Origin of the sequence: Cypionkella sp., assembly GCF_036782355.1 — a bacterium.
Classification (GTDB): Bacteria; Pseudomonadota; Alphaproteobacteria; order Rhodobacterales; family Rhodobacteraceae; genus Cypionkella.
On the sequence record NZ_DAIPZF010000059.1, the window covers coordinates 1 to 11,705 of the forward strand.

An 11,705-nucleotide genomic window follows, 5' to 3' on the forward strand; every position below is an offset into this window, starting at 1 on the left:
CGTCGGGGGGCACCATCGGGATCGACACCCAAGCGCTGCATCTGATTGATGATTTGCACCGCGACCGCGCTGTTGTGCCCGCCGGCGATTACGCGGTGATTCGGGTCACCGACAGCGGCTGCGGCATCCCTTCAGACCGGCTTACCAAGATTTTCGAGCCATTTTTCACCACCAAACGCGTGGGTGAGGGCACGGGACTCGGGCTTTCCACCGCTTACGGCATCGTCAAACAATCGGGCGGCTATATTTTTGTCGATTCGACCGAGGGTGAGGGCAGCAGTTTCCAGCTGTATTTCCCGATTTACCAAGGCGAAGAGCGCGTCAGCCCGGCAAAGCCTGCAAAGCCACAGCTTGTCCGACAAGGCGAAGGCGTGGTGCTGTTGGTAGAAGACGAGGCGCCGGTGCGCGCCTTCGCCAGCCGCGCCCTGCGGATGCGCGGCTTTACCGTGCTTGAGGCCGAGAGTGCCGAAGCGGCTTTGCAGATTTTGCAAGATGAGACGCTTCAGATTGATATCTTTGTCACCGATGTGGTGATGCCGGGTATGGATGGTCCAACTTGGGTGCGCATTGCATTGCAAAAAAGACCGCAGGTGCGGGTTATTTTTGTGTCGGGCTATGCCGAAGAATCGCTGTCAGAAGGCCAATCGCGGATTCCGAATTCAACCTTCCTTGCCAAGCCGTTTTCGCTGTCAGACCTAACAGAGACCGTTCACGCGCAGTGCAAGTGACTGTTTTTGCCAAGAAAGCCCATGTTTTTTCAAATATCTTGCGCAACACTCCCAAAAGCCCAGCGATGGTAACGCTTCATTAATTTTCCTGCTGAATAGTGAATGGGCGACAATTTGATTGAAATGTTCTCTTTTTACCCCCATAGATAGCAAACAAAGCAAGAACATCTTCGGCGATTGCCGCCTGGATGCAAGCATGGAATAAGGGCAAAGCAAATGGCAGCGGCAAATCTACTCGAATTGAACGGGAAGCGCGATATGGACAAGGCAAAGGCGCTGGAAAGCGCATTGGCACAGATTGAACGCCAGTTTGGCAAGGGCTCGATTATGAAGCTCGGCCAAGACAATGCGGTGATGGATGTCGAGGCGACCTCGACCGGGTCTTTGGGGCTGGACATTGCTTTGGGCATCGGCGGTTTGCCGCAGGGGCGGATTATTGAGATTTATGGTCCTGAATCTTCGGGCAAGACCACGCTCACGCTGCATTGTGTGGCCGAAGCGCAGAAAAAGGGCGGCGTTTGCGCCTTTGTTGACGCTGAACATGCGCTTGATCCGCAATATGCCAAAAAGCTGGGCGTCAATCTGGACGAGCTGCTGATCAGCCAACCCGACACTGGCGAGCAGGCTTTGGAGATTGTCGACACGCTGGTGCGCTCGGGGGCTGTTAGCCTGATTGTGGTCGATTCGGTCGCAGCTTTGACGCCGAAATCGGAAATCGAAGGCGATATGGGCGATATGCAGATGGGCTCGCAAGCGCGTCTGATGAGCCAAGCCATGCGCAAACTGACCGCCAGCATTGGCCGCAGCAATTGCATGGTGATCTTTATCAACCAGATCCGCATGAAGATTGGCGTGATGTTTGGCTCGCCCGAAACCACCACCGGCGGCAATGCGCTGAAGTTTTACGCCTCGGTGCGCTTGGATATTCGCCGCACCGGCGCGATCAAGGACCGCGACGAAGTGGTTGGCAACTCGACCCGCGTCAAAGTGGTGAAGAACAAGGTTGCCCCTCCGTTCCGCGAAGTTGAATTCGACATCATGTATGGCGAGGGCATCTCGAAGATGGGCGAGTTGGTCGATATCGGCGTCAAAGCTGGCGTGGTCGAGAAATCCGGCAGCTGGTATTCCTTCAGCGATGAGCGGATCGGGCAGGGCCGCGAGAATGCGAAAACCTTCCTAAAGCAAAACCCTGCGATGGCGCGAGACATCGAAGAAAAGATCCGCGCCGCCAATGGTTTGGATTTTGCTATGGCCTCCGAGGATACTGCATTGCTCGACGACTGATCCTTGATCAAATGATCTAAAAAACCAGGCCGGAACCCCGAGTTTCCGGCCTTTTTTTGTGCAAAGCAATCAAGGCGTGGACAGGCCCGTCTTGCGGGGATAAACGGGGCGCAATCACCCTTTTTTCTGCCTTTTGGGGGGCCAAACCTATGCCTTCGTTGAACGATATCCGCTCGACCTTCACCGATTTCTTTGCGCGCAACGACCACCGTGTCGTTGAAAGCTCGCCCTTGGTGCCGCGCAATGATCCGACCTTGATGTTTACCAACTCGGGGATGGTGCAGTTCAAGAACGCCTTTACCGGCGTCGAGACCCGCGATTACAAGCGCGCCACCACGGCGCAAAAATGCGTGCGCGCGGGCGGCAAGCACAACGATCTGGACAATGTCGGCTATACCGCGCGGCATCATACCTTTTTCGAGATGCTGGGAAACTTTAGCTTTGGCGATTACTTCAAAGAGCAAGCCATTGCTTTTGCTTGGGAATTGCTGACCAAAGATTTCGGCCTTGATAAGAATAAGCTTCTGGTCACCGTCTATCACACCGATGACGAGGCCGCCAATTTCTGGAAGAAAATCGCCGGTCTGCCCGAGCATAAGATCATCCGCATCGCTTCGGATGACAACTTTTGGCGCATGGGGCCGACGGGGCCTTGCGGACCTTGCACCGAGATTTTCTATGACCACGGCGAACATATCTGGGGCGGCCCTCCGGGGAGTGCCGAGGAAGATGGCGACCGTTTCATTGAAATCTGGAACAATGTTTTCATGCAAAACGAGCAGTTTGCCGATGGCAGCCTGCGCCCGCTTGAGATGCAGTCGATCGACACCGGCATGGGGCTTGAGCGGATTGGTGCGCTTTTGCAAGGCAAGCACGACAATTACGACACCGATCTGATGCGCAGCCTGATCGAGGCTTCGGCGCATGCGACCAGTGCCGATCCGGATGGTCCGGGCAAAATGCACCACCGCGTCATTGCCGACCACTTGCGCTCGACCTCTTTCCTGATTGCCGATGGTGTGATGCCGTCGAATGAGGGGCGCGGTTATGTGCTGCGCCGGATTATGCGCCGCGCCATGCGCCACGCGCATATGTTGGGCGCGCAAGATCCGGTGATGCACAAGCTGGTGCCGACTTTGGTGCGGCAAATGGGGGCGGCCTATCCCGAGTTGGGCCGCGCGCAGAGCATGATCGAAGAGACGCTGCGGCTCGAGGAAAGCCGGTTCCGCACCACGCTTGACCGTGGTCTGAAGCTGCTGGACGACGAGTTAGAGCGTATTCCCGAGGGCGGCGATCTGCCCGGCCCGGCAGCGTTCAAGCTTTATGACACCTACGGCTTCCCCTTGGATCTGACGCAGGATGCGCTGCGCGAAAAGGGGCGCGGCGTCGATGTGCAGGGCTTCGAGACCGCGATGGACGAGCAGCGCAAGAAAGCGCGCGCGGCTTGGGTCGGTTCGGGCGAGGCGACTGACGCCAATATCTGGTTCGAGCTTGCGCAAGACAAGGGCGTCACCGAATTCCTTGGCTATGACACTGAAACCGCCGAGGGCGAGGTGCTGGCCTTGGTGCGTGACGGCGCGCAAATTGGCGATGCAGCCACTGGCACGAACGTACAAGTCATGGTCAACCAGACGCCGTTCTATGCAGAAAGCGGCGGTCAGGTCGGCGATACCGGCTTTATCCGCACGGCAACAGGTTTGGTCGAAGTCACCGACACCAAGAAAACCGCAGGCGTTTTCATCCACTTGGGCACTGTGATCGAAGGCAGCATCCTGCGCGGTCAGGCCGCCAAGCTCGAGGTCAGCCATGCGCGGCGCGCCTCTATTCAGGCCAACCACTCGGTCACCCACTTGCTGCACGAGGCGCTGCGGCGCGCTTTGGGCGATCATGTCGCCCAGCGTGGCAGCTTGAACGCGCCAGATCGTTTGCGCTTTGATTTCAGCCACAGCCAAGGCATGACGGCTGCCGAAATCGGCACGGTCGAGGCCGAGGTCAACGCCTTTGTGCGGCAGAACACCGCCGTGGACACCCGGATCATGACGCCTGATGACGCGCGGGCCTTGGGCGCGCAGGCGCTGTTTGGCGAGAAATATGGCGATGAGGTCCGCGTGGTCTCGATGGGGCAGCTGGACGGTTCGGGCAAGGGCAGCGACGGGCGCACCTATAGCCTCGAGCTTTGCGGCGGCACCCATGTCAAGCGCACCGGCGATATTGGCGCCTTTGTTTTGATCAGCGAAAGCGCCTCGTCTTCGGGCGTTCGCCGGATTGAGGCACTGACGGGGCAGGCCGCACTGGACCATTTGCGCGCGCAAGACGCCCGCCTGTCGGATGTGGCCACGGCGCTGAAAACCCATGCGGGCGATGTGCTGGACCGCGTCAAAGCCTTGCAAGACGAGCGGCGCGCTTTGGCCAATGAGGTGGCGCAACTGCGCCGCGAGTTGGCGATGGGCGGCAAGTCGGGCGGCCCAGAGATCAAGGAAATCAACGGCGTAAAGCTGATTGCGCAGGTGCTGAGCGGCGTCTCGGGCAAGGATCTTCCGGCGCTGATTGACGAGATGAAGGCGCAGATCGGCTCGGGCGCTGTGGTGCTGATTGCCGATACTGGGGCGAAACCTGCGGTGGCTGCTGGCGTGACGGCGGATATGACCGCGCGGATTTCGGCGGTAACGCTGGTCAAAGCTGCGGCCGAGGCGCTTGGCGGCAAGGGCGGCGGTGGCAGGCCAGATATGGCGCAGGCGGGCGGCGCAGATATTGCGCTGGCCGATGCCGCGATTGCCGCCGTTCACGCAGCGCTGGAGGCCTAGGATGCCAACCGCTTTGTGGATTGCCCATGTCGATGTCACCGACGCCGAGGCCTATGGCCGCTATGCCACAGGGGCTGGCCCCGCGATTGCGGCCCACGGCGGGGTGTTTCTGGCCCGCGGTGGCCGCTATGTCCAGCTTGAGGGCAACGAGCGCGCGCGCAATGTCGTCGCGCGCTTTCCAAGTCTTGAGGCGGCGGTGGCCTGCTATCATTCGCCCGACTATCAAACAGCGCTTGCCCATGCCAAAGGCGCTTCGCTGCGCGATCTGATGGTGGTGGAAGAGCTGGGCGATTGATTGCATTTCGCGGGAAATTGTATTGAGCGCCGGCTTGGCTGTGATACTCTTTCCCGCAAATGGACCAATGCTAAAACCTGGTCCCTTACCAAGGGGTTAACACATGTGTCGCTGGGCAGCCTATATTGGCACTCCGATTTTTCTGGAAGAGATCGTCAGTCGCCCGGGGCATTCCTTGATCCATCAAAGCCATTGCGCCACCCAGTGCAATTCGGCGATCAATGCTGATGGCTTTGGGCTTGCTTGGTACGCCGAGCGCGCAGAGCCCGGGCTTTACCGCGATGTGCTGCCGGCTTGGTCGGATCCGAACCTGAAAAGCCTGACCGCGCAGGTGAAATCGCATCTGTTTATGGCGCATGTGCGGGCCTCGACCGGCACCGCGACCAGCCGCAACAATTGCCATCCCTTTGCGCATGGCACTTGGTCGTTCATGCACAACGGCCAGATCGGCGGCTTTGAAAAGTTCCGCCGCGATGCTGAAATGATGATCCCGGAAGAGCTTTATAGCGACCGCAAAGGTGCCACCGATTCCGAGGCGCTGTTTCTGGTGGCCTTGGGCGAGGGGTTGGACGCCGATCCGCGTGGCGCGCTGGAACGGGCTGCGGCGCGGTTTATCTCGATTGCCAAGGCCAAGGGGGCAGCGCCCTATCTGCGGATGACGGCGGCCTTGTCGGACGGCAAAAAGCTTTATGCGGTGCGCTATTCCAGCGACGAACAGGTGCCATCGCTTTACTACCGCTATTCCGAAACGCGTCAGGGCATGGCGGTGGTTTCAGAGCCGCTTGAGGATGGGCAGGGCGATTGGACCGAGATTGCCAGCGCAAGCTTTTCGACATTTGACGGCGAAACCGTAACGGTGGAAGATTTTCGCCCCTGCAGGCTGGCTTTGGCCGCCTAAGCCGACCCTGCCACAGCCTGTAAAAAAACCGCCCCAAGGGGCGGTTTTTCTTTGTTTTAGTCTTTGCTCTTGTTGCGCTTACGCTCGGTGCTATCCAAGAAACGTTTGCGCATCCGCACCGATTTTGGCGTCACTTCAACCAGTTCGTCATCGTCGATATAGGCGATGCACTGTTCCAGCGACAGTTTCACCGGCGTGGTCAGGCGCACAGCTTCGTCGGTGCCCGAGGCGCGGACGTTGGTCAGCTGTTTGCCCTTCAGCGGGTTCACTTCCAGATCGTTGTCACGGCTGTGTTCGCCGATGATCATGCCGGTGTAAACGGGTTCTTGCACGCCAATAAAGAAGTGGCCGCGGTCTTCAAGTTTCCACATCGCATAGGCCACCGAAATACCGGTTTCCATCGAAATCAGCACGCCTTGGCGACGGCCTTCGATCGCACCCTTGTGCGGTGCCCAGCCGTGGAACACGCGGTTCAACACGCCGGTGCCGCGGGTGTCGGTCATGAACTGGCCATGATAGCCGATCAGACCGCGCGAAGGCACATGCGCGATGATGCGGGTCTTGCCAACGCCTGCCGGTTTCATCTCGACCAGATCGCCCTTACGCGGACCGGTGATTTTCTCGATCACAGCGCCGGTATATTCGTCATCAACGTCGATGGTGACTTCTTCGATAGGCTCGGATTTCACGCCGTCGATGTCTTGGAAGATCACCTTTGGACGCGAGATCGACAGCTCGAAGCCTTCGCGGCGCATGTTCTCGATCAACACGCCCATCTGCAATTCGCCACGACCGGCGACTTCAAAGGCGTCACCGGTTGGGGTGTCCGAGATTTTGATCGCGACGTTGACTTCGGCTTCGCGCATCAGACGTTCGCGGATCACGCGCGACTGAACCTTAGAGCCTTCTTTGCCTGCCAGAGGCGAGTCGTTGATGCCAAAGGTCACCGAAATCGTCGGCGGGTCAATCGGCTGTGCGGGGATGGCGACGTCCACTTCCAAAGCGCAAAGCGTATCGGCCACGGTTGCCTTGGTCATGCCGGCCAAGGTGACGATATCGCCAGCCTCTGCGGCATCAATCGGGGTCTGAACCAGACCGCGGAAGGCCAAAACCTTCGACACGCGGAACTGTTCGATCTTGGTGCCATCGCGCGACAGCGCCTTGATGGTTTCGCCTGCACGCAGGGTGCCTGCCTCGACACGGCCGGTCAGAATACGGCCGATAAAGGGGTCAGCCGAAAGCGTGGTTGCCAGCATCTGAAACGGCTCGTTGCGGCGCGACAGCTGCTTTGGCTCTTTGACATGGCTTACCACCAGATCATAAAGCGCATTCAGATCCTTGCGCGGACCGTCAAGCTCTGCGTCCGCCCAACCAGCGCGACCCGAGGCGTAAAGCACTGGGAAATCAAGCTGATCGTCGTCGGCGCCAAGGTTGGCAAACAGGTCGAACACTTCGTTCAGCGCGCGCGCAGGTTCTGCATCAGGCTTATCGACTTTGTTCAGAACCACAATCGGACGCAGACCCAGCGCAAGCGCCTTTGCGGTCACGAATTTGGTCTGTGGCATCGGGCCTTCAGCCGCATCCACCAGCAAAACCACACCGTCAACCATCGACAAAATCCGCTCGACTTCGCCACCAAAGTCGGCGTGACCGGGGGTGTCGACGATATTGATGCGCAGGCCTTGCCATTCCAGCGAGGTACATTTGGCAAGAATGGTGATGCCACGCTCGCGTTCGATGTCGTTGCTGTCCATCGCGCGTTCGGAAACGGCTTGGTTTTCACGGAACGAACCGGACTGCTTGAGCAGTTCGTCAACGAGGGTGGTCTTGCCATGGTCGACGTGCGCGATAATGGCGATGTTGCGGAGCTCCATCGGGAGGGTCACTTTCATTTGTCAGCTTTGATCCGCGCGATACCCCAGACTGCGCGGAAAGGCCAGAGGAACCTTGGAAGTTTACGAAAACCAAGCGCAATGCGTGGCTTTGGCGCGGCTGCGCTTGAATTTTGGCGCAAAAAATCGAGACAGACCCTCGGTTGCACCAGATTTATCTTAACTTTGCCGTTTTTCGACCATGGTTGCGGGTCAGGCTGTTCGAAACAGGCGCAAGAGGGAACATATGGCAGTCAGACAGGCGCAAATTTCCGCAGTGCCGCGCGACGACAGCTTTGATCTGACACCTCTCGAGACGAAATTGGATCTGTTGAGCCGGCAGATCGAGGATCAGCTGCTGTTGCAACGGGTGGCTTTGCTTGAGGCCGGGCATATTCTGCGTTTTAACGGCCCGCGCGCAACCCGCGTGGCGCTGTCATTGCCCGATGCGCAGGAAGACTATCTACAAAGGGTGATTCTAAAGACCCGCAGCTTTTACGAGGCGAGGCAATTGGCCCAGCTTGAGACCTTTGGCCTGATCGGACCGCGCTCGATTGTTTGCGATATCGGTGCCAATATTGGCAATCACACCGCCTATTTCACCCGCGTGATGGGGGCCGCCAAGGTGCTGGCCTTCGAGCCGATGCCGCATGCCTATGCCACGCTGTGCGACACCATCGTTCTGAACCAGATCGAAGATCGGGTGCTGGCCTATAACTGTCTGCTTGGTGCAGAAACTGGCTTTGGCGAGATGGCGCGCTTCAATCCACGCAATCTGGGGGCAACCACCTATCGCGCGAAAAAAGACGGCACGGTTGCGCTTTTTGCACTGGATGATGTGCTTGAAGCCGACGATCTGGCCGATCTTGATCTGATTAAGATTGACGTCGAAGGCATGCAGATGGAGGTGCTGATGGGGGCCGAGGGCATTTTGCGCCAGCGCCAGCCAGCGCTTTGGGTAGAATGTCTGCCGCGCGAACAGCTTTTGGATGCGGTCAGCGTGTATCTTGAGGGCTTTGGCTATCACGCGCAGGCGCTGGGGCCGAATGATCGTCTGTTTTTGCCCAAATAGGCGTGCTGTGAAAAAAAACGGGCCGGCACAGTGGCCGGCCCGATGTCTTTAGCCCACCAAGGCTTTGTTCAGATATTCGTCAACCTTTTCCAAATAGCCCATCGTGGTCAGCCATTTCTGATCGGGGCCAACCAGCAGCGCCAGATCCTTGGTCATAAAGCCATCCTCGACCGTGGCGACGGTGACTTTTTCCAAGGTGGCGGCAAAGCGCATCAGCGCCTCGTTGTCGTCAAGCTTGGCGCGATGCTTCAGCCCGCCTGACCAAGCGAAGATCGAGGCGATCGAATTTGTCGAGGTCGCCTGACCCTTTTGATGCTGGCGATAATGCCGCGTCACGGTGCCATGGGCGGCCTCTGCCTCAACAATCTTGCCATCGGGCGTCATCAGCACCGAGGTCATTAGCCCAAGGCTGCCAAAGCCCTGAGCGACAGTGTCAGATTGCACATCGCCGTCATAATTTTTGCAGGCCCAAACATAGCCCCCCGACCATTTCAGCGCCGAAGCCACCATATCGTCGATCAAGCGGTGTTCGTAGTGAATGCCGGCGGCTTTGAATTTGTCTTCAAATTCATCAGCATAGACCTTGGCGAACAGATCCTTGAAGCGGCCATCATAGGCCTTGAGGATGGTGTTTTTGGTCGAGAGATACACCGGCCAGCCCTTGAGCAGACCATAGTTCAGCGACGAGCGGGCAAAGTCGATGATGCTGTCGTCAAGATTATACATGCCCATATAGACGCCGGCCGAGGGCGCGGAGTAGACGTCTTTTTCGATCACGCTGCCGTCTTCGCCGACAAATTTCATCGTCAGCTTGCCGGCCCCGGGAAAGTGAAAATCGGTGGCGCGATATTGGTCACCAAAGGCGTGGCGGCCGATCACGATGGGTTTGGTCCAGCCCGGCACAAGCCGTGGCACGTTTTTGCAAATGATCGGTTCGCGAAAGATCACACCGCCAAGGATGTTGCGGATGGTGCCATTGGGCGAGCGCCACATTTGTTTCAGGCCGAACTCTTCAACCCGCTGTTCGTCTGGGGTGATGGTCGCGCATTTGACGCCAACGCCGTATTTCTTGATCGCCTCGGCGCTGTCGATGGTGATCTGGTCATTGGTGCGGTCGCGTTCTTCGATGCCCAGATCGTAATATTTCAGATCCAGATCAAGATAGGGCAGGATCAACTTCTTTTTGATAAAATCCCAGATAATGCGGGTCATTTCATCGCCGTCGAGTTCAACGACAGGATTCGCCACCTTAATTTTGGTCATATCAGCCCCTTAACTATATGGATTCGCTTATGGCTGCTTTAGGTGAAAATTGCGTAAAAGAAAAGACGGTATGCAGCGGTATACCGAAAACTTAGCCTGTCTGAAAATAACCGGCGGTCTTTTGCTTGACCCAATCCCAAAGCTTCGGCGCACCGCGCGCGACCTTGACGCCGACGCGGTCTTCCAACTGCTGGGCTGTGACGTTGTATTCAATCCAAGTGCCGCCGCCTGACATCAGATTGGCCATCACCGGCTGCACGCGGTCCAGCGATTTGGCAAAGATCGCGTCTGGGGTCTCGGCTGCCTCGAACTCTTGCCAAAGCGCCAGCAAAGGTTGGCCCAGATCAGCAGGCAGCAGGCCAAAAATGCGGACAGCTGCCGCAGCTTCGCAATCTTGTACGGACGTACTGCCGTGAGCTTGGCCATTGGCCGAATGGATCGGCACATCGCCTACATCAATCTCGACAAGGTCATGGATCAACAGCATCCGCAGTACGCGGTTTATATCGACATCCGGATCAGCCTGATCGGCCAAGATCAGCGCATAGAGCGCCAGATGCCAGGAATGTTCGCCCGAGTTTTCGCGCCGCGAGCCATCCACCAAAGTGGTGGCGCGCAGCACCGATTTCAGCCGGTCAGCCTCGTTCAGAAAGGCAAACTGAGCCTCGAGGCGATCGGTCAATGGCCGCCGCCTTGGTCCATCACCACGCGGGGGCCTTCACGGCCCTCGCGCTTGGCTTTCAGCGCAGCTTCGATATAGGCACGGCCACGCTTTTCGGCCACCCGCACGCGATAGGCGGTTAAAAACGCCTCTTGCATTGTGGGCGAGGCATCCAGCAAGACTTTGGAAACCTTGTCAAAAAAACGATCGTCTCCCAGCTCTTCCATAGCTGAAATCACATCGCGCGCCAAAGCATCGCCCATATCTTCCAGCACCGACATTAGCGGGTTGTCTCGCCCAAACGACGCTTCACATAGGTCGAAACATGGTCGATCATTGGGTTCATATGCGCCTCTTCGTCTTTGAAGAAGTGATCCGCGCCCTCGATCTGGGTGTGGGTGACGGTGATGCCCTTTTGCTCGTGCAGCTTGTTCACAAGGCTGACGGTGTCTTTCGGCGGCGCCACTTTATCTGCGGTGCCGTTGATCACCAGACCCGAAGCCGGGCAGGGCGCAAGGAACGAGAAATCATAAAGATTGGCCGGAGGCGCGACCGAGATAAAGCCCGTGATCTCGGGGCGGCGCATCAAAAGCTGCATGCCGATCCAGGCGCCAAAGGAAAAGCCCGCAACCCAGCAATGCTTTGAGTTTTGGTTCATCGATTGCAGATAATCCAGCGCCGAGGCCGCATCCGACAGCTCGCCGATGCCCATGTCATATTCGCCCTGACTGCGCCCGACGCCACGGAAGTTAAACCGCATCACGGTAAAGCCCATGTTATAAAAGGCGTAATGCAGGTTGTAGACAACCTTGTTGTTCATCGTGCCGCC

11 protein-coding genes are annotated in these 11,705 nt (G+C 57.8%); 6 read left to right on the forward strand and 5 right to left on the reverse strand.

The genetic code is table 11. The features are described from left to right. The 5 genes from V7Q10_RS15055 to V7Q10_RS15075 form a co-directional block, all read left to right on the forward strand. A partial coding sequence (locus tag V7Q10_RS15055) for a response regulator (RefSeq protein WP_333869957.1) occupies positions 1-728 on the forward strand: 728 nt, incomplete at its 5' end. A 216-nt stretch (positions 729-944) separates the two neighbouring features. Continuing rightward, the gene (recA, locus tag V7Q10_RS15060) at positions 945-2,012 is read left to right on the forward strand and encodes a recombinase RecA (RefSeq protein ID WP_333869958.1); all 1,068 of its coding nucleotides are present in this window, start codon (positions 945-947) and stop codon (positions 2,010-2,012) included. A 149-nt stretch (positions 2,013-2,161) separates the two neighbouring features. Beyond that, positions 2,162-4,816, forward strand: a complete 2,655-nt coding sequence (gene alaS, locus V7Q10_RS15065) for an alanine--tRNA ligase (protein ID WP_333869959.1) — start codon at positions 2,162-2,164, stop codon at positions 4,814-4,816. A 1-nt stretch (position 4,817) separates the two neighbouring features. Further along, positions 4,818-5,111 carry a DUF1330 domain-containing protein gene (locus V7Q10_RS15070; protein ID WP_333869960.1) on the forward strand — a complete coding sequence of 98 codons (294 nt, stop codon included), beginning with the start codon at positions 4,818-4,820 and terminating at the stop codon, positions 5,109-5,111. Between the two features lie 103 nt (positions 5,112-5,214). Next, positions 5,215-6,009, forward strand: coding sequence for a class II glutamine amidotransferase (locus V7Q10_RS15075; RefSeq protein ID WP_333869961.1), 795 nt, complete (start codon positions 5,215-5,217; stop codon positions 6,007-6,009). 56 nt (positions 6,010-6,065) lie between these two features. Here the strand turns inward: V7Q10_RS15075 and typA are convergent, their stop codons facing one another. Further along, positions 6,066-7,883 carry a translational GTPase TypA gene (typA, locus tag V7Q10_RS15080; protein WP_333869967.1) on the reverse strand — a complete coding sequence of 606 codons (1,818 nt, stop codon included), beginning with the start codon at positions 7,881-7,883 and terminating at the stop codon, positions 6,066-6,068. Positions 7,884-8,127: 244 nt separating this feature from the next. On the opposite strand from typA, the gene V7Q10_RS15085 reads away from it, so the two are divergent. Next, positions 8,128-8,952, forward strand: a complete 825-nt coding sequence (locus V7Q10_RS15085; protein ID WP_333869962.1) for an FkbM family methyltransferase — start codon at positions 8,128-8,130, stop codon at positions 8,950-8,952. Between the two features lie 48 nt (positions 8,953-9,000). Here the strand turns inward: V7Q10_RS15085 and V7Q10_RS15090 are convergent, their stop codons facing one another. The 4 genes from V7Q10_RS15090 to V7Q10_RS15105 all read right to left on the reverse strand — a co-directional run. Continuing rightward, complete coding sequence (locus V7Q10_RS15090) at positions 9,001-10,215, reverse strand: NADP-dependent isocitrate dehydrogenase (protein WP_333869963.1); 1,215 nt, start codon at positions 10,213-10,215, stop codon at positions 9,001-9,003. Positions 10,216-10,306: 91 nt separating this feature from the next. Next, on the reverse strand, positions 10,307-10,897 hold the full coding sequence (locus tag V7Q10_RS15095) for an HD domain-containing protein (protein ID WP_333869964.1): 591 nt from the start codon (positions 10,895-10,897) through the stop codon (positions 10,307-10,309). Beyond that, positions 10,894-11,157 carry a hypothetical protein gene (locus V7Q10_RS15100; RefSeq protein WP_333869965.1) on the reverse strand — a complete coding sequence of 88 codons (264 nt, stop codon included), beginning with the start codon at positions 11,155-11,157 and terminating at the stop codon, positions 10,894-10,896. The genes V7Q10_RS15095 and V7Q10_RS15100 overlap by 4 nt, the downstream gene beginning before the upstream one ends. Beyond that, the coding region (locus tag V7Q10_RS15105) for an alpha/beta hydrolase (RefSeq protein WP_333869966.1) at positions 11,157-11,705 on the reverse strand (549 nt) is incomplete at its 5' end. The genes V7Q10_RS15100 and V7Q10_RS15105, both read right to left, overlap by 1 nt.

What these genes read in the sequence shown, in the direction of transcription:
- V7Q10_RS15070 (WP_333869960.1), top strand. Translation starts at nt 4,818, where the DNA reads ATGCCAACCGCTTTGTGGATTGCCCATGTCGATGTCACCGACGCCGAG.
- V7Q10_RS15090 (WP_333869963.1), bottom strand. Translation starts at nt 10,215, where the DNA reads ATGACCAAAATTAAGGTGGCGAATCCTGTCGTTGAACTCGACGGCGAT.
- V7Q10_RS15075 (WP_333869961.1), top strand. Translation starts at nt 5,215, where the DNA reads ATGTGTCGCTGGGCAGCCTATATTGGCACTCCGATTTTTCTGGAAGAG.
- recA (WP_333869958.1), top strand. Translation starts at nt 945, where the DNA reads ATGGCAGCGGCAAATCTACTCGAATTGAACGGGAAGCGCGATATGGAC.
- alaS (WP_333869959.1), top strand. Translation starts at nt 2,162, where the DNA reads ATGCCTTCGTTGAACGATATCCGCTCGACCTTCACCGATTTCTTTGCG.
- V7Q10_RS15085 (WP_333869962.1), top strand. Translation starts at nt 8,128, where the DNA reads ATGGCAGTCAGACAGGCGCAAATTTCCGCAGTGCCGCGCGACGACAGC.
- typA (WP_333869967.1), bottom strand. Translation starts at nt 7,883, where the DNA reads ATGGAGCTCCGCAACATCGCCATTATCGCGCACGTCGACCATGGCAAG.
- V7Q10_RS15100 (WP_333869965.1), bottom strand. Translation starts at nt 11,157, where the DNA reads ATGTCGGTGCTGGAAGATATGGGCGATGCTTTGGCGCGCGATGTGATT.